The following is a 20,270-nucleotide window of genomic DNA, read 5'->3' on the forward strand; positions in this document are numbered from 1 at the left end:
GGCTAGGTTTAAAGTAAACCAACGAAATGTAACGGACCATTGCCACTAATTAATTCTAACAACAGGGCTAAAAAGCCCAACATGGCCAAGCGTCCGTTCCAGACTTCGGCGGTGGTGGTGAGGCCCCATTCCCAACGTTCTTGGGGGTACATTTTGACCCCTTTTTCTAGGTGCGTGACTTCGGCGAACTGTTTTGGGGTGCTGTGTAAACTTTCAATGACTAACTCTTTCAAAGACTGAATAAAGAGGGGATGGGTATTGAGGGCTGGAACTCGTCCAAAGTGGTGGATTCCCGCTTCCTCGGCAATTTCTCGATATTCAATATCAATTTCTTGTAGGGTTTCGATGTGTTCGGAGACAAAACTAATGGGAACGACGACAATTTCCTGTATCCCTTGCTGTCCGAGTTCCTGTAAAGCGTCCTCAGTATAGGGTTTGAGCCACTCCACCGGACCGACACGGCTTTGATAGGCGAGGGTGTGGGGATTGGGACGGTTTAAGGTGCGCATAATTAAGCGGGTACAGTCTTCTATTTCCCGTTGGTAGGGGTCCCCGGCTTCGGCGACGTAGCTTAAGGGTACGCCGTGGGCGCTGAAGAAGACATGAACTTGATCGGGATGTTCAAATTTATCTAATTCCCCCGCAATTAAATCCGCCATAGCGCGGAGATAGTTGGGGTGTTGGTACCAGGAGGGAATAACGGTATATTGTAGGTTTTCTAGGCTTGGGTCTTGTTGCCAGAGACGTTCTAGGAGACGGAAGGAGGAGCCACTGGTACTAATGGAAAATTGGGGATACAGGGGGAGAATAACCAATTTTTCCACGCCATCTTGTTTGATGCGGGCGATCGCTTCTTCGGTGAAGGGGTGCCAATAACGCATCCCCACATAGACGGAGACTTGATCGAGTTCCTTCTGAAGTGCTGTTTCGAGGACTTCCGCTTGCGCTTCGGTAATCTGACGCAGAGGAGAACCTCCCCCAATTTGGCGGTAATTGTTTTGGGATGTTTTAGCGCGGCGGGTGGAAATCAGCCAAGCTAAAGGCTTTTGCAGCCAAGGGAAGGGAATACGAATAATTTCGGGATCAGCAAAAAGATTAAATAAAAAAGGACGAACATCCTCTAGGCTGTCTGGTCCCCCCAGATTGAGTAATAATACTCCTACGCGACCCATAGTGCTTTAATAGTTTCTAAATTGTTCAGATTCTTTAACTTAGTTTAACAATTAATTCGGTTAAAACAACGGGGGTTTTGCTAGTGGCTACAATTCTCAGGGACTGGAGTTATCGCTATCAGTGGCTTTATGACAGTATTTCATGGCTGGCTGCGATCGCCGTGGGGGGAGAAACTCGCTTTCGACAGTTGGCGCTCCAAGGTTTAACCCTAGAGAAGAATACAAAAGTATTGGATCTCTGTTGTGGGGCGGGGCCGGTGACGGAATATTTAGTGCGTTTTTCCGATCAGGTGACGGGATTGGATGCTTCCCCCAATGCAATTAAACGGGCGAGTCAACGAGTTCCCCAAGCGCAGTATGTGGAAGCCTTTGCGGAACGGATGCCTTTTGAGGATCAGACCTTTGATGTGGTACATACTAGCGCCGCCCTCCATGAGATGAAACCGGAGCAATTGCGGGCGATTTTAGGGGAAGTGTACCGCGTTCTGAAGCCTAACGGGGTGTTTACGTTGGTAGATTTTCACCAACCGACAAATCCGTTATTTTTCCCCGGTGTGGCGTTGTTTTTGGGCTTATTTGAAACGGAAACGGCTTGGCAATTGCTGAAAACGGACTTGGTAGGGGAGTTAAAGCAGGTGGGATTTCGTAAATGCGATCGCACGCTACACGCTGGGGGGAGTTTACAAGTCATTCAGAGTTATGTTTAGGGTGAATTGTTGGGTTGCGCTGTCGCTTCACCCAACCTACAGCTAGCGTTCTTTTTTGTGGTTTAATTCTCCAACGGTAAAAGTCCTGCACTTCATCAAGTTGGACATTGTTCGGGGTCGCAGCACACTATCATCTTCAATAATATTCGTCATCTTGCTCCTGTCTTGTTGAGGCTCTAGATCAAGTGGAAAACGATCTGATTCCGGTTTACTGATCCTTTTCGATTCTAAGGGTTTTTGGGTCTAGAATCCCCACAGGAGCCATCCAGACACCGGGTTTTCGGGCGTGTTGGGTTGCGCTTTTCCTATGCCTAACCTACGGGGGGTTGGTTTGTAGGTTGGGTGGAACGAAGTGTAACCCAACATTGGGAGGATGTAGGTAACTAAACTCCTGCTTTTTCTCGCTTTTGCTACAATATAGGCTAGTCGCCGGAAGGCATGAGGAGACTTTAAGTGACGTGAAGGCATTGTAAGACGGCTTAGGGGGAATCTACCTAGGAATCAAGACCCTAGGAATTAAGACTCTAGGGGTTAATGGTGCAGCGTCAAAACGTCCTCACACCCTGAAGACGAGCAAAACAGTTAATCGAACAACAGACACAACTTTTCCGTTTATTCATTTTGATTGATGGCCTATGAATACCGAGCAAGACCGCATCATAATTTTTGACACCACGCTGCGTGATGGGGAACAGTCCCCCGGTGCTACCCTGAATGTCGATGAAAAACTGACCATTGCTCGTTCCCTAGCTAAACTGGGTGTCGATGTTATTGAAGCGGGTTTTCCTCGGGCCAGCGCCGGGGATTTTGAAGCGGTGCAAAAAATCGCGGCGACTGTGGGCACCGAAGAGGGGCCCGTGATTTGTGGTTTAGCCCGTGCAACGCACGAAGACATCCGCCAAGCGGCCGAAGCGCTCAAACCTGCGGCGAAATGGCGCATTCACACTTTTATTGCGACTTCGGATATTCACCTAGAGTATAAGCTGAAAAAAAGCCGTAAAGAGGTGTTGGAGATTATTCCGGAGATGGTGGGATATGCCAAATCCCTCACCCCGGATGTGGAGTTTTCCCCGGAAGATGCCGGACGCAGTGACCCGGAATTTTTGTATGAGGTGTTACAAACGGCGATCGCAGCCGGAGCTACAACGGTTAATATTCCCGACACCGTGGGCTATACAACCCCCCGAGAATTCGGCGCTTTGATTCGCGGCATTAAAGAAAATGTCCCCAATATTGACCAGGCCATTATTTCGGTTCATGGTCACAATGATTTAGGGTTGGCTGTGGCGAACTTCCTCGAAGCGGTTCAAAATGGGGCAAGACAGTTAGAATGTACCATTAACGGCATTGGAGAACGGGCTGGAAATGCGGCGCTGGAAGAATTGGTGATGGCGCTTTATGTCCGTCGTCAATACTACAATCCCTTCCTTGGTCGTCCTCGGGAGTCTGATGCGCCTTTGTGCAATATTGACACCACCCAAATCTATAAAACCTCCCGCTTGGTGTCTAATCTCACAGGGATGATGGTACAACCCAATAAAGCCATTGTGGGAACCAATGCTTTTGCTCATGAATCGGGGATTCATCAGGATGGGGTGTTAAAACATCGCCTGACCTATGAAATCATGGATGCGCAGTCTATTGGATTGACCAAAAACCAGATTATTCTAGGGAAACACTCCGGCCGTCATGCGTTTCGCGATCGCCTGCAAACGTTGGGTTATGATTTATCCGAAACTGAGTTAAATAAAGCCTTCTTGCGCTTTAAAGAAGTCGCCGACAAGAAAAAAGTAATCAGCGACTTAGACTTAGAGGCCATCGTTAACGACGAAATGCAGCAAGTCCCCGAACTCTTCCACTTAGAATTAGTTCAAGTGTCCTGTGGAGATCATGCCCGTCCCACGGCTACGGTGGTGTTGCGCACTCCCGACGGCACCGAATTAACCGACGCGGCCATTGGTACCGGTCCAGTGGATGCGGTCTATAAGGCGATTAACCGGGTGGTGAATATTCCCAACGAACTCATCGAATATTCCGTTAAATCGGTGACAGAAGGCATTGATGCCATGGGAGAGGTAACAATTCGCTTACGTCATGAAGGGAAAACCTATTCCGGTCATGCGGCCAATACCGATATCATTGTGGCTTCCACTCGTGCCTATGTGAGCGCCTTAAATCGTCTGTATGCGGCGTTAGAACAGGGGAAACGGGTGCATCCTCAGCAAACGGTAGCTACCCATTAAATGGGGAATTGACCATTAATTATTGGTTGATTATTAGCAAGTAGGGGCGAAAAGTTTTCGCCCCTATCTGTTACAATACCTTTGGCTTAGTAATAGGTTATAGTTGTTTTCTGCCCGTTTGAGCAAAATTTCAGCTTGCTACTCTTTGATGAAAGAGAAATGTCAAAATACCAAAAAGATGACCATACCATTTATCATGGTGATGCGCTTGAAATATTGCGGAAGGAAATATCAGATGAATCTATAGATTTGGTATTTGTTGACCCTCCTTACAACATTGGTAAGAAGTTCGGAGATTTTCATGATAAGTGGTCATCAGATCAGGAATACGCCCAATGGTCTTATCAGTGGATTGATGAGTGCATACGAGTCCTAAAACCTACAGGGACATTGTATTTAATGAGTAGCACTCAAGCCATGCCCTACCTTGATTTGTATGTACGAGAAAGACTGGAGATTCTAAGTCGTATTATCTGGTCATACGATAGCTCAGGTGTTCAGGCTAAAAAACATTTTGGTTCAAGATATGAGCCGATTTTATATTGTGTGAAAGACGCTAAAGCCTATTGTTTTAATGCAGAAGATATTTTAGTTGAGGCTAAGACGGGCGCACAACGAAAATTAATTGACTATAGGGGCAAAGTTCCTAAGCCTTATAATACGCAAAAAGTGCCGGGAAATGTTTGGGAATTTCCGAGAGTTCGATATCGCATGAATGAGTATGAAAACCATCCATCGCAAAAGCCAGAAGCTTTGTTAGAGCGGATTATTCGTGCCAGCAGTAATGAAGGGGATATAATACTAGATCCTTTCTCAGGAACATTTACAACGGCAGCAGTGGCTAGGAATACAAAGCGGAAAAGTATTAGTATTGAGTCACAATTGGAGTATGTCAAAATTGGATTACGTCGCGTGTTAAACATGAGGGAATATTTAGGAGAAACGTTAGAAGTTATCCCTAAAAATACCAAAATCAAAAATGGTCGCGGTGTAAAGCAGAAAAATAATGTAGGAGATCGTAGTATTGTCAATTCTTAAGCATGATTTTACTGCTGAAATTATTGCTATCCTTGATCGCAATACTAATGGTCAGGGAGAAGTCCTGCTGAATACCAATGAGATTCTTCAATAGCTGACCAAAGGATATATTGGGGTTGGTCGCCTGAAGAGATTATTGAGGAGTCATTAGTTCTTTATAAAACTGGTAAAACGAATGCTAATGATGGTGGGATTGATTTTGTGATGAAACCCCTTGGGCGTTTTTTTCAAGTTACGGAAACAGTGGATGCTACGAAATATTTTCTAGATATTGAAAAAGTGCAGAGATACCCCATTACATTTGTGGTAAAAACGAATAAATCCAGCGAAGAGATACTGCATGAAATTGAACGTCAGGCTGAGGCAAAGTATCCGATTAAATCGATTGCTAATAAATATCTGGAGTCTGTAGAAGAAGTGATCAATATTCCCAGACTGCTGGAGATTTTTGAGCAAGTCCTATTATCGGGAAAAGCTGGGTCTGTGATTGAAGAAATTGTGCTGCAAAGTCGGGTTGAATTTAATGTGGAAGAATAACAGCACTAGGACAAATCGCCTAACTGGTCAGTAATGCCTATTCCCTGTCCCTACCCCCAGCCATTTTTCACCATTCCCTCATCTGGATTTCAGTCCAACGCAGTACCGTGACATCCTACCGACACCGACCCTACGGGTACGGTGCGGGCTTCCCCATATCACTATGAGGCTTTCCTGCTTCTACGGGAGGCTCTAGATGTCTTTTTAGGGACATCCCTGATAACCTCTTCCTCTACAGGCAGCTTGACCCCCAGTCCAAGGGCTGCAAGTCCACGTTGCTCAACAACCATCGCCGCAGCAACGTCCCTATCCGTTACAAACCCACAATGAGAACATTTATGCACTCGTTGAGACAAGTCTTTCTTACCAGTCACTACACCACAATTCGGACAAATTTGGCTAGTGAAATTAGCATCAACTTTCTCAAAATAAACATCTCGTTTCCAAGCCACGTGCTTTAATACCTCTAGAAAACCCCCAAAGCCAGCATCAAGGGTAGGTTTACACAACATTCCCCTAGACATGGCTTTGACGTTTAAATCTTCGGCAAAAATGATATTGGCTTGGTCACAAAGATGATGAGCGACTTGATAATGAAAGTTCTTGCGAGTGTTATAAATGTGTTCATGAAGTTTAGCTACTTTTTCCCGAGCTTTATGCCAGTTTTTTGACCCTTTCTGTTTCTTCGACAATCTCCTTTGTAGCCATTTAAGCTGACTTTGAAGTTCCAAGAAAAACTTAGGTCTAGCTATTAATTCCCCCTGAGATGTTGCCATAAACTTCTCAAGTCCCAAATCAATCCCTAGAGATTTTCCTTGAGGTTTTGGAGAAGGAATATTAACATCTGATTGAATACAGATAACAGCATACCAACCCGAAGCTTTTTTAACGATCTGAACTTGTTTAACTACAAATCCATCAGGTATAGGTCTGTGTAGATTAATGACCACAGAGCCTAGCTTAGGGAGTCTCAATTGATATCCAGTTACGGGGTTTTCCCTGAATTGAGGAAAGTTAATCGACCGAAACTGACCATATTTCTTAAACCGGGGAAAACCAAAACTTCTTTTCCAGAAAAAGTTAAACGCTTTGTCTAAACGCCCCATAACCTCTTGCAAGACCTGAGACTGAACTCGTTTTAGTTCTGGGTATTGCTGTTTGGCTTGAGTTAAAGCTTTTTTCTGTTTATAGTAGTCGGGAAAAGGTTGATCCGCAGGTATAATGTACTCAGAATGAAGGCGACAAGCGTTAACCTGACACTTGCGAGAATTTATCCACTCTTTTCGTTCTGCCAAGGCATAATTATATACCCCTCGACAGATTTCTAGCCAGTCAAGTAATTCTTTTTCTTGACTGGCATCTGGATAAATTCTGTAGCAATAGTTGAGGTTTAACACGAATAGTAGCTTATTGACATGAACCGATTATACAATATCTAGGGATAAATCGTCACTCGCTAGTAAATGATTGTTGGTTAATTTTCGGGGCATCGAACCCCTCAATTAACCGTCTTTCCTCCCGACACTGACATTTGCTACGCAACGCTTTGCGTACAGTGCGGGGCTTCCCGACGATGAGCTAACAAGAAAGATGCAATAGGAGTTAGGACAATGGCTGTAGAATATGACCTCGTGATTATTGGGGGAGGCTCCGGGGGGTTAGTGGTAGCCAGTGCGGCCGCCCAACTGAAAGCGAAAGTAGCCCTTGTGGAAAAAGACAAACTAGGCGGAGATTGTCTCTGGTATGGGTGTGTTCCGAGTAAATCTTTCATTCATGCCTCTAGAATCGCCTATGAGGTCAAGCACAGTTCACGTTTTGGGGTCTATACCCCCCCACCCCAGATCCACTTTTCCGAGGCGATGGGTCATGTGGAACGTGCGATCGCCGCCATTGAACCCCACGACTCACCGGAACGATTTCGCCGCCTCGGAGTAGAGGTCATATTCGGTTCAGGACAATTCACCAATCCCCGCACCTTCACCGTCAACGGTCGCCATCTAACCGCCCGGGCTTTTGTCATTTCCACCGGCTCCCGCCCCGCCATCCCCCCCATCCCCGGCCTCCGAGAAGCAGGTTTTCTCACCAACGAGCAGGTTTTCTCCCTGACGAAACAACCCCCATCTCTTGCCATTATCGGAGCCGGCCCCATTGGTTGTGAACTCGGCCAAGCCTTCCACCGTTTAGGAACCAATGTCACGATTTTGGCCAGTCGGGAGCATATTTTACCCAAAGAAGACCCAGAGGCGGCCGAAGTGGTGGAACAGCAATTCGAGTCTGAGGGGATTCGCATTTTAAAGAAAACTCGGGCGGAACGAGTAGAAGTGGTGGGGGGGAAAAAATGCCTCTGGTTTGGGGAAGATAAAATCATAACCGATGAAATTCTAGTTTCTGCCGGACGACAGCCCAATGTGGACAGCCTAAATCTAGAAGCGGCAGGGGTGGTCTATGATGCCAAAGGGGTCAAAGTCGATGCCAGCTTACGCACCACAAACCCCCGCATCTATGCCTGTGGGGATGTGATTGGCGGATACCAATTCACCCACGTTGCGGGCTATGAGGCCGTTTATGTCCTCACCAATGCCCTGTTTTCCCCCATTAAGCGCTTTTTCCCCAGTAAGGTGGATTATCGCGTGATTCCTTGGGCAACTTTCACAGATCCGGAATTGGCACGGGTCGGATTAACGGAGGAACAAGCCAGAAAACACTACGGGGAGGAGGTTTATGTGTTGAAACAACCTTTTGCCGGGGTAGATCGCGCCCAAGCTGAAGGCACTACGGCAGGTTTCGGCAAAATTATCACCCGCAAAAATGGACAGATTTTAGGGGCGCATTTGGTGGGGCCTCATGCTGGGGAGTTAATCCATGAGGTGGTGTTAGCGATGAATCATCACCTGCCTGTGTCTAAACTAACGGGGATTCATATTTATCCCACGTTGGCGGAGGTGAATAGTAAGGCGGGGTTATTGTTGAGTAAGCAGAAATACGCTAAAAATCAGCGTCTACAGGGCTTTCTGGGTCAGTTTTTCCGGTGGTTGCGGTCTTGGTGATTACCGCTGTTCTGCACTGTACAGAATAAAATACTGTAACACCCCAATGGTGGCGAACTCATAGGTGGGTAAGTCACTATGGATGGCTAAGTTGGTGCGATAGACACTAAAAAATAAGTAGTTTTCCCGTTCGGTCTGTTCTCCGATTAGTTCTTGCAGTTGTGGCCGCCCGATATCCACTAAAACCCCCCCCAGAAACTGACATTGACTAGCGAATTGCTGGAATTGGGCGGGCAATTGATTACACATATTTTCTTTGAGGTATTCGCTGAGGCGTAGTGTGGCGTAGCGTTCATAGTCTATCGGGGAAGGATTGGTGACCAACATTGCCCCCCCTAATAAGCTTGCTGCGATCGCACTCCCTCCTACCACTTGTTGCCAGATTTTCATTGCTAATTGAAATAAGAATAAAGATTATTTTTTTTTATTGGACTAAGACATTTTCTGCTGGATCAATTCCTGATTACAATGCTATAATAACCAAGGACAAGGCGGGCGTAGCCAAGTGGTTAAGGCAGTGGATTGTGGTTCCACCATTCGTGGGTTCAAGTCCCATCGTTCGCCCTTTTTTCTGTAAATAAAGAAGCTGATCTTCTATTGCTTGCAATCCGTATCGGGTGATTGCTTTATGTTATCGGCTTCTTAGCGCAACCCTGACCACACACAGGTTTAAGTTATCAGGGTTGGGCCTAGGGGTATTAATCAGGGCTGGCTGAATAACTCGGAGAGTCGGGAATCAGGAATTGGTCTGGTGTTGTTCAGCAGACCCTAATTAGGGTCTGCTGAATATCCCTCTAATCACTTTTAATAGGGCTTTCGATTGGGAGCGAAAAACTGCAAGGTTTTAGTGATAAAGAATCAAAAAGGCTTGCCTTTTTCCGACTCCCCCTGTTCCCAGATCCGGTGTTCCCCGTTTCCCACTCGGAGCAAAGTTATTCAGCAAGCCCTAATTCGTTGGTCTGCCAGAATTTTGGTCAATCCACATCGGCTAAGGTAGCATCATAATCTTGATCATCCATATCGTTCATGGAGGCTGCCCAAGTTTCATCATCACTACTGATAGGAGGACGACCGAGAGGGGCAGGGAGAGTGGCATCATTGGAGGGGGGGGCAGCGATAGTTTCATTATCACTGCTAGCCGCCGGAGCATAAACTTCTAAATCCGGAGAGTAGACATCTTGGGACGTGTACCAAGCATCGGGCATGAACGGTTCTCCTTCGGCAATTTCGATTTGAATTTCCCCGTCGAAGAAATCACTATCTACTAAGTCCCCTAGCTGCATTTTCGGTGCTAACGATTGACTATAATCTTGGAACTCTTCCCAAGTAAAGAACGCCCCACTAGAACGGGCTTTTTGTTCATTGTCTGGGTCAAGTTTAGCCTCAAATAAACAGGCATTATGGAGATTAGCACTGCTTAAATTAACCCCCACTAAGTTGGCACGGGAGAGGTCAGCCCCTTCTAAATTGGCTTGATTCAAATTGCTATTGACTAAATTAGCACTAGCTAAAGTCGCCCAAGATAAATTAACCCCAGTGAGATTAGCCCCCACTAAGTTGGCTCGACTTAATTCGGCGATCGCCAAATTGGTCCCCTCTAGATTGGCATTGGTCAACATCGCCCGACTCAAACAAGCTCCCGGCAATTGTAAATGATGCAAACTGTGACGCGCCCGAACAAAAAAACTGGTCGGCGATAATACCGTTGTCCGGGACATCAAAATTAAGAACCGATCGGCATCAAAATCTTGAGGTTGATTAGGATCTCCACAGGGATAAAACGGAATATTCGCCCGTTGGGAAATCCCACAGAGTAGGAGAAACACATTTAACCCCACCGCCCCATCAACTTGTAGGGCATTGAGGGGATTTTTTAACTGTTGAAGTTGAGCATGAGCTTGATGGGTTAACCCTTCATCAAACCACCGTCCTTGACAGTAGGAGCGATAAAACTTGTAGAGGCGTTTAAATAAAAGGGGAAAAGAAAACTGATGGGGGTTGCGTTCTTCGGCTTGTTGGAGATTTTCCATCAAAAATTCCTCCATCTCCAACGACAAAAATCCATAGCCCAAAAAAGAATAGAGATGCTGGGCTACTGCCCAATCTGAGGCCACCCTAAAACTCATATCCCCATAACGATCATGGACTTGCTGGGTTAAGAGTTGCAATTGTTTCGAGATTTCCGTAGCCGCTAGATAAGACCCTAAATTAGGGTGAGAAAAGGTTAACTGTTCCAACCCATTTTTCTGAGCCACTTGTAGGGTAGAGAGGGAAGAACAGAGTACAGGAGACGGCACAGAGAAAAAGAGGGCGGCCGTGCGAATTTGCCGATTAAAGTGTTGTTGCCAGGGGTTGAGTAGCTCAGGAGTCGGTTCTGAGGCGGGGGAATTCTCCGGGGGAGGGGTTGGTTGAGGGGGATTCGTGCCGCGCTCTGTACGGCTGAGAGCCTCCCAAGGGGGCGTTTTCAAGACCCAGCTTCCCGTTTGAAAGACCCGCAGGGCGATTTCCTGCATAAAACGGCGAGGTTCTTGGGGGGCTTGTCCGGCTAATAAATTGGCGATCGCCTCCGTGGAACGACTGGCATGAGCCATGCCCTCCTTAACCATTTCCGGCAAATGGGAATAGCCTTGATGTTCCCCCAATAACCAGCGCGTCATCCGTTCGTAAATCTCATAACGGGCTTGGGGGGATTCCAGTTGAAATAAACCCCGATCTACTAGGCCATCCCGGTGGAGAATCCCCAATAAATACAACATCAAGGGCTGATGAACCAAATCCGCCACCGGGAGATGGCGCTTGCGGGTAAATAACCCCTCCTCCTTGAGGAACGTAAAGTAACGGTAAGAGATATTTTTCGATTGCAGTTTTCCCCACTGTTTGAACCATTGGCGCAGGGAGTCCTGATCCATCGGTTGCAAGCGGATTTGTTTCATTTGGGTTTGTAGGGGGAAAATACTGCCCACCCGATAGGTGCGGATCACCCCTTCAAACATTCCCTGACGACAGGTTAAAACAATTTTGTGACGGTGGGCTTTTTTGCGACTGAGTTGTTGGGCGTGAAACTGCATCACTTGGTCGAGAAAGGCTCGAATGTGACGTAATTTATAGGGCGATCGCGGCAACTCGTCCAAACCATCCAAAATCAACAAAGACGGCGGCGCATTATGAGATAACCAACCATCGGCATCACTAAACCGTCCCAGAGGGAAAGCACTATCTAAAGTTTCCTCTAAATTTTGTCCTAAATGGGCATCCCGTAGACGAATCCAAATCGGCATCCAAGTCGGATATACTCTCCGGGCAATCTGAGCCGCCCACATTTGACAAAAACTGGTTTTCCCGAAACCCGCCTCACCTTCAATCACACTAATACTGGTCCAATCGTCCAACTGCCCGGCCGCCCAAGTCGCCAAATCCACCGACTGCTCCGCAGAAGTGTTCATGGGGGGGTGGGGGTTCGACTCATGATTAGGCATGGGTCGAATATTCGCATCGGAAATGGGAACCCCCCGAGGCGGCACATAAATATCTTGTAGGGAAAAGGTTTCCCCAAAAATTGGCTCACCCAAGGTTTTTAATAACTGCGCCCGGTAATGTTCCCGCCCCAAATCAATCACATAATCATTTTCAATTTCCGTCACCGTGCCACTGGTGCCTTCTGTGAGTGTTGTCGAGCGTGCGGTGAGGCCGCCTAAACGGACAAATTTCTGTAATTGGGCTAAGGGCAGGGCATTATCAACAATTACCTCTAATAAATGTCCCGGCAGGCCATTCACCAAGCGTTGAATGAGTAACCCAGCCTCCGTTTCCTCCGCCCCATTGGCCACTAACCAGGCTAAGGCCAGATTGTTCATCTGTTGGACTAAGAGGGACTCCCCAACCAAAGTTAGGGCTTGTTCGGCTTGGGAATCACTTAATTTTCCCGGTCGTAGGGTGCGCAGAAAGCCATGAAGACGAGCATCCACAATGCCTTCCTGTACCATTTCTCCTACTGGAACCATCGCCCGATTAATCCAAGGGCGACGCAGTTCTAGTTCTTGGTCTAAAACCGTTTCGAGGGCTTTGAGGTAGGCAATTTGAAACGTTAACCAAGTCCCCTCGGCTCGTTTGAGGGGCTTTTTGCGACTGAGGAGACGCAGGAGAGCCGTGGTCAATTGGGCAATGGGTTTAGCCACTTGCCGACTGGCCACTAAGGGCGACTCTAGGACATCTGCTAAGGAACAGACATCAAAGGGGGTAAGGCTCTTAACCTCCATATCTTGGGCGAGTCGAAAGGCCACACCGGACACTTCCGCTCCCAAGGTCTGAAGTTGTTCAAGCTCAATTTTTCGTTCTATCAGCCACTGCCGGATGCTCAGGCTCATTTGGGATTTATCTTAAGGTCGCACTGCTCTTTTCTACCAATGGTTTGCTACTCTTAGGGGGTATCTATCAAGTCTAACAACCACTGGAAAACTCGATTGCCAGTTGGACATGACAATGGGTCTTAATACTATTTTCCCAGAAATTGCTAGAGAATCAGGGGTAAACTCACAATTGGTTAAGCGATTAGACTACAAAACAGCTATTCTAACGAAGCCCCCGCGGGATCGGCAAATTATCCGCCTTAGCACTCCCCCCGGATTTTCTAGAGCTAAGGTTTCGGTCAATCGCCAAGGGGGATGGCGTTTGGGGGTCTTTTGGCTGATTATGGCGGTGACGCTGTTGGGCGGGGCCGGGATTAGTGGGCTGTGGTTGGTGCAGCGTGTGCCGGAGCGGACTTGTGATGAGCTAACTCCCATGACTCCGGCTAGTGAGCGGTTATGGTGTGGGCAAGTGGCGGCTCAAACGGGGGATTTTGAGGGGGTATTTCAGGCGATCGCAGAAATTAATCAATGGCCTGAAGATCATCCTTTATATACCGATGCTCAGGAACTTATTGAGGACTGGACTCGTCTGGTTTTGACAACCGCCGCCCAACAACTAGACCAAGGGGACTTAGGGGGCGCTCTCGAACTCGCTCGGCAATTACCCCATTCCGCCTCTGTGGCTCGACTCACTCAAAAAACCCTAACGGACTGGGAAAGCCAATGGCAAGAAGGAGAAGAACTCGCAGAACAGTTTGAAATGGCCATCCAACAACAGGCTTGGTCAAAAGCCGAACAGGTGAACTTGTCCCTAGCACAACACCCCCTAGACTACTGGCGCGTGGAACGTCGGGGGGAATTTCAAGCCCGTTTACAGGAAGAACGAAGGGGGGCGCAGTTGCTCGTCCAAGCGCAACAATTAGCGGAAGAGGGAACGGTGCAGTCTTTAGATCAGGCGATTCAGTTGGTTAACCAAATTGAGGGAAGGACTTACATCAAGGGACAAGCCCAGGTGCAACAGTCCTTTTGGAGTCGTTGGTTTTTAGAACAGGCCTTATTGTATTTGCAACAGGGGGGGGTGGCTGAGGCGATCGCCCTAGTGGAACGAATTCCCCCGGAAAGTCTGGTCTATCCCCAAGCTCAAGATTGTTTAAACGGGATTCGCGCTCTGCAAAGTAGCCTCGGGAGAGGCAGAAGCTTGCCACCGACTTTACTCCAATTGTGTCAAGGGCGCTAAATGGAGTAAAAGCTAGATACAACAAAGGTTGTAGGGTTTTTATTGCGTTTTTTTCCTTAACAAGAGCTTTAATCTCCGTCGTGAGTGTAAAGATAAGAACAAGAATGAGCCACTTGTGATCTCGATCTCTTGGCATTTCCAGAATATGCGACACAATGGCAAGTATAGAGTGAGTCAGCCGAAGAATCGAACTTAAAAACTTGTCTAGCTGTTGAGGTAATCTACCATGAAACTTAATTCTACCGCCCTGATTTCTAGTCTTGCTGCTGCTGGTGCGATCGCCGCTACTGGAATGCCCGCCCAAGCCGCCTCGTTTACCGCCAGTGACGCTGCTGGTTGTGCTGGATTAACTAGCTGTGTCGTGAACGACTTCTTCACCCTCACCGCAGGCGACGGAAAATATTTGACCTACAAAGAATTTGCCTTAGTTGATGGCGTTGGGGTTTCTGCGACCGAAGATATTAAAAAAGACCCCAGTTGGGGAGAAATCGACAGCAACGGAGAACGCTTAATCGTAGACTTTGCCAAAGCCACCGCTCTCAGATCCATTGACTTAAGCTTCCTCTATAAAGACGGTGTTAACAGTGACCGTGTGAATGAAGTGGCTAAAGTGACCGCCACCCTGTTGGATGGTTCTTTGGTGACTCATACCCTCTCGGTTTTAGGGGATACCCTCGCCGGATGGTCTGGTAACTATGACGGGACTGCGGTTAAAAATATGTCTCCTTCCATTGCCTTTGATGGAGTGAACCATGCAGGCGGTTGGTACAGCATCCTCAATCCTTTTGGTGATTTAGAAGTCGCATCCTTAGAATTCACGGCCGTCCGCCTGAATGACAGTTTAGCCCGCCAAAGCTGGGATTCTGACTATGCGCTCAAAGGGATTAAAACCGTTCCCGAACCCGCTACCGTTCTGGGTTTAATGGGTGTGGCAACCTTAGCCGGATTCACGGCTCGTCGTCGCCGCGTGGACAGCTAATAAGTCCAACACCACAGAGCCCTAACAAGATCACCGAATCTTCATAAACAACTCAAGCCAAGGGACTACAGTGAATGTGGTCTTTTGGCTTAATAATTGTGCCGTAAGTTGCTTAATAAATGTAAAGATTAGAACAAGTATCAGCCAATTGTGATCTTGATCCCTGCGCTTTGGCTGATTCTGCCACATAATAAGAACTATAGAGTGAGTCAGCCAAAGAAATAATTCAAAAACTTGTCTAGCTGTTGAGGTAATCAAAATTATGAAACTTAATCCTACTGCTTTAATCTCTGGTCTTGCTGCTGCTGGTGCGATCGCTGCTAGTGGAATGACTGCCCAAGCCGCATCTTTTACCGCTCGTGACGCTGAAGCAGCTGCTTGTGCCAATCAACAAGTCTGTGTCGTGAACGACTTCTTCACCCTGACGGCCGGGAATGATATGTACTTAACCCATAAATCTTTTGAGGGGTTCTATGGACTAGGTATTGCAGAAAATCCCGATCCAAATCTGCAATGGAAAGATGACCCCAGTTGGGGTGAAATTGACAGCAATGGCGAATTCTTGCGGGTTGATTTAGCTGTGACTAAAGCCCTAAGATCCATTGATTTAAACTTCCTCTATCAACCCGGTGTTAACTCTGACCGCGTGTTTGAAGTGGCAGAAATAACCGCCACCTTACTGGATGGTTCTTTCCTCACCCATACCTTAACCGTAACGGGTGATACCAGTGCTTCCTGGAGTGGTACCGGTTCTGTGGTGAATGTTTCTCCCTCCACTGCCGGGGGTGGTGGATGGTACAGCATCCTCAATCCCTTTGGTGATTTAGAAGTGGCTTCTTTATCCTTCGCCGCCGTTCGGGTTAATGATAGTTTAACTCGCCAAAGCTGGGATTCTGACTATACTCTGAAAGGGATTGCCACAGTTCCCGAACCTGCCACCGTTCTCGGTTTAGTGGGTGTGGCGGCTTTAGCGGGCTTCGGTGTACGCCGTCGTCAAAACAGCGAACAATAAAACCCTGAAAACTCAAGCAGTGAAGCGTCAAACACAGAAAACACGAGTTTAGACTGTAAGTTTACTCGCTTTGCTGCCTAAACTCAGCAAAAAGGGCTACATTTGAATGTAGCCCTTTTGATTATCATGGGGATAAGTCTTTCAATGCCGATCAGCCATGAAGCAACCGCAGCATTTAGCTTGTTTATTACCCAATTTAGCGGGAGGGGGACAAGAACGAGTCACCCTGAACTTATTGCGCGGCCTGAGTGGTAAGGGGATGCAATTAGATTTAGTGGTTGCTCAGGCCAAAGGGCCTTATTTGGATCAAATTCCCCCCGAGGTGCATCTAGTGGATTTAGGGGTGTCGATGGAGGATCGCCTGCAAAGTGCCGTTAAGCTGATTCTGCCCCTTGCCCAGTATTTACGCCAAGCTAAACCGGATGTTTTACTGTCTCACTTAGTCTGGACGAATGAAATTGCGGTGATTGCCTATTGGTTCGCCCGCACACCTTTACAATTAGTCCTCTGGGAACAGATGCCCGCATCTCTACAACCCAGTCATCCTTTGATGCAACGGGTGAAGTTGTGGTTAATGCGATCGCTCTACCCAAAAGCCAGCGCCATTGTTGCCCCTTCCCAAGGAGTCGCCCAAGCGTTTGAACAATCCTTAAAACTCAAAGCCAATTCCGTGCAGGTGGTTTATAACGCCGTTGTGGATGATACCTTACTGCAAAAAGCCCAAGCGCCCTTAAATCATCCTTGGTTTTTTGCCTATCAACCCCCGGTTATTGTAGCCATTGGGCGACTGAGTGAGCAGAAAGATTTTCCAACCCTGATTAAGGCCTTTGCCCAAGTGCGAAAAAACCGCCTCTTACGCTTAATTATTTTAGGGGAAGGGGGATTACGTCGTTCTCTGGAAAACTTGGTGCGAGAATTGGGGGTGGGGGAAGATGTCCAGTTACCGGGTTTTGTGCCGAATCCTTACGCTTATCTCAGTCGGGCGGCCATGTTTGTCTTATCGTCTAAGTTTGAAGGATTGCCCACGGTGGTGATTGAGGCCTTAGCTTGTGGGTGTCCGGTGGTATCGACGGATTGCCCTTATGGTCCGCGAGAAATCTTGGCCGATGGGCAGTATGGGCGATTGGTGGCCGTGGGGGATGTGCTGGGGTTAGTCCGGGGGATTTATGAGACGTTAAACGCTCCTATCTCGCGGGATTTGTTAAAAGTGCGATCGCAAGCCTTTACAGTACAAGAGGCCACGCAAAGTTATTTAAAGTTATTATCAAATTCAGTTGAATAACGGCTTGTTTGTTTCCCAGTGTTTCATCTGTGATTGCCCTCAGTCTGGGTTAAGTTTAATAAGGCTTCAACTTTTTCTAAATGGGGAATACGAGAGGATAAAGTTCTAAAGATTTGTTCTAAACGCTGGGGATGTTGTTCTTGTGAACTACCCCACCCTGCCTAGGCGCGAGGATGGAGCTTCCTGATTCAATGGGAAGTGCTTTCTATACCGAAATATAGCCAGTCTTATCTTCCCTCCCCAGGCAGAAGTCCTAGTTCCTAAGACCCAAATTTTCTCTTGCAACACAGCCCTTTTTAGCTTGGTTTTCGCTTTGGGAGTTAGTGGTCAAGATATATTTAGGGTCTGCTGAATAACACCAGATGCTAGGCTCAACAAGGGAACAGGGAACTCTTAACAGGAAACAGATCATCTAAAACTGGCACGATTGCCTATTCCCGACTCCCGACTCCCGACTCCCGATTCCCCAACTCTCGGACTTATTCAGCAAGCCCTATTTATCTTAGCATGGATTCGCTAATGTTTTTGGGTCTATAGCCAACCTACCTGAGTCGTGCAAAAAAGACTCGCCTGCAATCGAGATAGGACAATAGCCCTTCACGTCTCATGAGGACTAGCTATCTTATTTTTGGGAACTCTCTCCATAAATTGCCCCTTGACTCCATAAATAAAAAGGACTCATTAAACTACTGCGTAGCCATTCCCATTGACAAGTTGTGACTAAATCTTGATGAATTTGACTAGAATTTTTTAGCCAAAAGAGCAATAGACAGCGCAAATCATTGCAGAAATATATTAAAAAAGCTAAAGGGCGTTGCCAAGGGGTGAGGCGAGTCATTCGGATATGATGACGGGCTAAACCAGTGCCTCGGATTAGGGTGAGTAAATAATCCAGTTGTAAGCGACTTTCGGGGATTTTGTGGGAAATTTCCATTTGGGGATTATGCCAAATTTCCCATCCTTTTTGTTGAATCAAGGAAACAGCCTCTAAGTCTTCACTGGCTAACTTAACTTCACCAATACGCCCCTTTAAGAATAGTTGCTTTGGGACACTCGACAGCCAAGCGTCTTTCCGCACGACTAAACCCGCCCCCGGCGGTAATAGTCCGGTTTTGAGTTGATACTGAAAGGCGACGTTGCCCCGTTCCACAATGGCTAAAAAGGACTGAATGCGCTCAATGCCGGGGGGCGGAGTGTCTTCAAAGGCGGCTTTGACTAATCCACCAAAGGCTCCGGCTTGGGGGTATTCTCGTCCAAATTCGTAGGCGCTGACAATCCAGTTTTCAGTGGGTAGGTTGTCGTCATCGAGAAAGCCAATCCATTCCCCTTGGGCTTGTTCTACAGCGCATTGTCGGGCAAAAGCTAAACCCTGTTGGGCTTCAAAGTGGGTATAGATTGGCACATCTGGGGTCCACTGGGTTTGATACTGCTCGATGACTTGCTGGGTTTCATCGGTGCTGTTGTTGTTGATGATACGAATTTCCCAAGTCAGGGTAGGGTGCGATCGCCTTCCTGACTCGATACAGGCTTTTAACTTATCTAACACATCCGGTAAGCGTTTTGCCCCGTTATAGGTACAAATTGCCACTGTAAAATCAACCATAGTGGGAAAACCAGTGATCTGTTATTGACACTCCCCCTTCAATTTTGCCTCAAGAATCATCCTTTCTACTCCAATCTGTTAATCAATACTTATGTACTACAAAATACATCCCCATGCAATGGGAACTACACTCCTAGGCGCTGATCACTGTATTGTTTCACCGGAATATTGGTCAGAGTGGCAATTTGAGAGGCGATCGCACTTAAAATTTCTGGCGGCACACATTTCAACCGTTGCACCGGATAGCCACAATCCTCTAAACGTTGATTTCCTCGACCTTCGAGTTGGCGCTGTTGGGGTTTCGGACGGGTTGGGGTATTCAGTTGAATCTCATCGGGACAAAGTGCCTTCATCCATTGACTATACTCCTCAATCATACTCGCCGACCAAGGCATTAAGACCATCGTTTGAACGCCCAATTTCCCCCGATACACCTCCCGAAACCCCTGTAAATTGGTTACAAAATCCTGAAACTTAAACCCAGCCACCGGACGATTCACCCGTTGGATAGCTTCATCAGTCAGACCATCCACTTTAACCGAAACCTGATCCGCTTGGCCCAACGCCTCACAAACCTCCGGATCTCCCAATAAAGTCCCATTAGTTAAAACCAGTGTTGGACAATGAGTTAAAGCCTTAATTCCTCCTAAAATATCCCCCAAATTGCTCGCTAAGGTGGGTTCTCCACTGCCACTTAAGGTAATCACATCCACTGACCAAGGGGCATAATGTTCTAAATCGGCTAGAATTTCCCTCGTCGGCACATAAACCCCTCGTTGTACCGTGTGATTTTCAATTTCTCCCAACTGACAATAGACACAATTAAACGAACAGGTAGACTGTAAACCAATGGGATCAATCCCCAAAGAAGTCCCGTAACGCCATGAAGTCACGGGTCCGTAAACTGGACTAAAAGGGTGCATCGTTTGACTTGGCATAAGTCCCTCCCAAACCGAAACAAATTCACTTTTTTAGTCTAGGGTTTTTCCGGAGTGATCCCCCATTTCACCCCTGTAGATTTTACATTTCCCCAGAGAAATATCGACCTAGGAAAATTCCCCCCCATC

General features: G+C 47.2%; 14 protein-coding genes, 1 tRNA gene and 1 pseudogene. 10 read left to right on the forward strand and 6 right to left on the reverse strand.

From position 1 onward, the window contains the following. Positions 1-8: 8 nt before the first annotated feature. On the reverse strand, positions 9-1,172 hold the full coding sequence (gene hemH, locus SPI9445_RS0111230; protein WP_017304846.1) for a ferrochelatase: 1,164 nt from the start codon (positions 1,170-1,172) through the stop codon (positions 9-11). A gap of 83 nt (positions 1,173-1,255) precedes the next feature. On the opposite strand from hemH, the gene SPI9445_RS0111235 reads away from it, so the two are divergent. The 4 genes and pseudogenes from SPI9445_RS0111235 to SPI9445_RS25215 all read left to right on the forward strand — a co-directional run. Beyond that, positions 1,256-1,879, forward strand: a complete 624-nt coding sequence (locus tag SPI9445_RS0111235; RefSeq protein WP_017304847.1) for a class I SAM-dependent methyltransferase — start codon at positions 1,256-1,258, stop codon at positions 1,877-1,879. Positions 1,880-2,514: 635 nt separating this feature from the next. Beyond that, a complete protein-coding gene (locus tag SPI9445_RS0111240; protein ID WP_017304848.1) occupies positions 2,515-4,122 on the forward strand; it encodes a 2-isopropylmalate synthase in 1,608 nt (535 codons plus the stop codon). Positions 4,123-4,281: 159 nt separating this feature from the next. Further along, entirely contained in the window at positions 4,282-5,160 is an 879-nt protein-coding gene (yhdJ, locus tag SPI9445_RS0111245) for an adenine-specific DNA-methyltransferase (RefSeq protein ID WP_017304849.1), read from the forward strand. A 96-nt stretch (positions 5,161-5,256) separates the two neighbouring features. Next, positions 5,257-5,697, forward strand: a pseudogene (locus SPI9445_RS25215) (restriction endonuclease); the annotation flags it as partial. A 161-nt stretch (positions 5,698-5,858) separates the two neighbouring features. Here the strand turns inward: SPI9445_RS25215 and SPI9445_RS0111255 are convergent. Further along, on the reverse strand, positions 5,859-7,094 hold the full coding sequence (locus tag SPI9445_RS0111255; RefSeq protein WP_017304851.1) for an RNA-guided endonuclease InsQ/TnpB family protein: 1,236 nt from the start codon (positions 7,092-7,094) through the stop codon (positions 5,859-5,861). A gap of 213 nt (positions 7,095-7,307) precedes the next feature. On the opposite strand from SPI9445_RS0111255, the gene SPI9445_RS0111260 reads away from it, so the two are divergent. Continuing rightward, entirely contained in the window at positions 7,308-8,744 is a 1,437-nt protein-coding gene (locus tag SPI9445_RS0111260; protein WP_017304852.1) for a dihydrolipoyl dehydrogenase family protein, read from the forward strand. Here the strand turns inward: SPI9445_RS0111260 and SPI9445_RS0111265 are convergent, their stop codons facing one another. After that, a complete protein-coding gene (locus tag SPI9445_RS0111265; protein WP_017304853.1) occupies positions 8,745-9,134 on the reverse strand; it encodes a DUF4359 domain-containing protein in 390 nt (129 codons plus the stop codon). It abuts the gene before it with no gap. A gap of 101 nt (positions 9,135-9,235) precedes the next feature. On the opposite strand from SPI9445_RS0111265, the gene SPI9445_RS0111270 reads away from it, so the two are divergent. Further along, positions 9,236-9,308: transfer RNA gene (locus SPI9445_RS0111270), tRNA-His, on the forward strand. A 410-nt stretch (positions 9,309-9,718) separates the two neighbouring features. Here the strand turns inward: SPI9445_RS0111270 and SPI9445_RS31115 are convergent. Continuing rightward, the gene (locus SPI9445_RS31115; RefSeq protein WP_017304854.1) at positions 9,719-13,108 is read right to left on the reverse strand and encodes a pentapeptide repeat-containing protein; all 3,390 of its coding nucleotides are present in this window, start codon (positions 13,106-13,108) and stop codon (positions 9,719-9,721) included. Between the two features lie 115 nt (positions 13,109-13,223). Here SPI9445_RS31115 and SPI9445_RS0111280 point away from each other — a divergent pair, with 115 nt between their 5' ends. From SPI9445_RS0111280 to SPI9445_RS0111300, 4 genes are all read left to right on the forward strand, one after another. Beyond that, positions 13,224-14,327: a hypothetical protein gene (locus SPI9445_RS0111280; RefSeq protein WP_017304855.1), complete on the forward strand. Its 1,104-nt coding sequence runs from the start codon at positions 13,224-13,226 to the stop codon at positions 14,325-14,327. 226 nt (positions 14,328-14,553) lie between these two features. Next, the gene (locus SPI9445_RS25220; RefSeq protein WP_017304856.1) at positions 14,554-15,306 is read left to right on the forward strand and encodes a PEP-CTERM sorting domain-containing protein; all 753 of its coding nucleotides are present in this window, start codon (positions 14,554-14,556) and stop codon (positions 15,304-15,306) included. Positions 15,307-15,568: 262 nt separating this feature from the next. Beyond that, complete coding sequence (locus tag SPI9445_RS27550; RefSeq protein ID WP_052646632.1) at positions 15,569-16,318, forward strand: PEP-CTERM sorting domain-containing protein; 750 nt, start codon at positions 15,569-15,571, stop codon at positions 16,316-16,318. 157 nt (positions 16,319-16,475) lie between these two features. Continuing rightward, positions 16,476-17,600: a glycosyltransferase gene (locus tag SPI9445_RS0111300; RefSeq protein WP_017304859.1), complete on the forward strand. Its 1,125-nt coding sequence runs from the start codon at positions 16,476-16,478 to the stop codon at positions 17,598-17,600. A gap of 622 nt (positions 17,601-18,222) precedes the next feature. On the opposite strand, the gene hpsE is transcribed toward SPI9445_RS0111300, so the two are convergent. Next, positions 18,223-19,203, reverse strand: coding sequence for a hormogonium polysaccharide biosynthesis glycosyltransferase HpsE (hpsE, locus tag SPI9445_RS0111305; protein ID WP_017304860.1), 981 nt, complete (start codon positions 19,201-19,203; stop codon positions 18,223-18,225). A gap of 125 nt (positions 19,204-19,328) precedes the next feature. Beyond that, positions 19,329-20,141, reverse strand: coding sequence for a radical SAM protein (locus tag SPI9445_RS0111310; protein WP_017304861.1), 813 nt, complete (start codon positions 20,139-20,141; stop codon positions 19,329-19,331). Positions 20,142-20,270 lie beyond the last annotated feature (129 nt).

It is taken from the genome of Spirulina subsalsa PCC 9445 (genome assembly GCF_000314005.1).
Taxonomy (GTDB): domain Bacteria; phylum Cyanobacteriota; class Cyanobacteriia; order Cyanobacteriales; family Spirulinaceae; genus Spirulina_A; species Spirulina_A subsalsa.

Bases quoted from the DNA above. Each gene is read 5' to 3' on its own strand.
- SPI9445_RS0111260 (WP_017304852.1), top strand. From the start codon at position 7,308: ATGGCTGTAGAATATGACCTCGTGATTATTGGGGGAGGCTCCGGGGGG.
- SPI9445_RS0111240 (WP_017304848.1), top strand. From the start codon at position 2,515: ATGAATACCGAGCAAGACCGCATCATAATTTTTGACACCACGCTGCGT.
- hpsE (WP_017304860.1), bottom strand. From the start codon at position 19,203: ATGGTTGATTTTACAGTGGCAATTTGTACCTATAACGGGGCAAAACGC.
- SPI9445_RS0111280 (WP_017304855.1), top strand. From the start codon at position 13,224: ATGGGTCTTAATACTATTTTCCCAGAAATTGCTAGAGAATCAGGGGTA.
- SPI9445_RS31115 (WP_017304854.1), bottom strand. From the start codon at position 13,108: ATGAGCCTGAGCATCCGGCAGTGGCTGATAGAACGAAAAATTGAGCTT.
- hemH (WP_017304846.1), bottom strand. From the start codon at position 1,172: ATGGGTCGCGTAGGAGTATTATTACTCAATCTGGGGGGACCAGACAGC.
- SPI9445_RS27550 (WP_052646632.1), top strand. From the start codon at position 15,569: ATGAAACTTAATCCTACTGCTTTAATCTCTGGTCTTGCTGCTGCTGGT.
- SPI9445_RS0111300 (WP_017304859.1), top strand. From the start codon at position 16,476: ATGAAGCAACCGCAGCATTTAGCTTGTTTATTACCCAATTTAGCGGGA.
- SPI9445_RS0111310 (WP_017304861.1), bottom strand. From the start codon at position 20,141: ATGCCAAGTCAAACGATGCACCCTTTTAGTCCAGTTTACGGACCCGTG.
- SPI9445_RS25220 (WP_017304856.1), top strand. From the start codon at position 14,554: ATGAAACTTAATTCTACCGCCCTGATTTCTAGTCTTGCTGCTGCTGGT.
- yhdJ (WP_017304849.1), top strand. From the start codon at position 4,282: ATGTCAAAATACCAAAAAGATGACCATACCATTTATCATGGTGATGCG.
- SPI9445_RS0111265 (WP_017304853.1), bottom strand. From the start codon at position 9,134: ATGAAAATCTGGCAACAAGTGGTAGGAGGGAGTGCGATCGCAGCAAGC.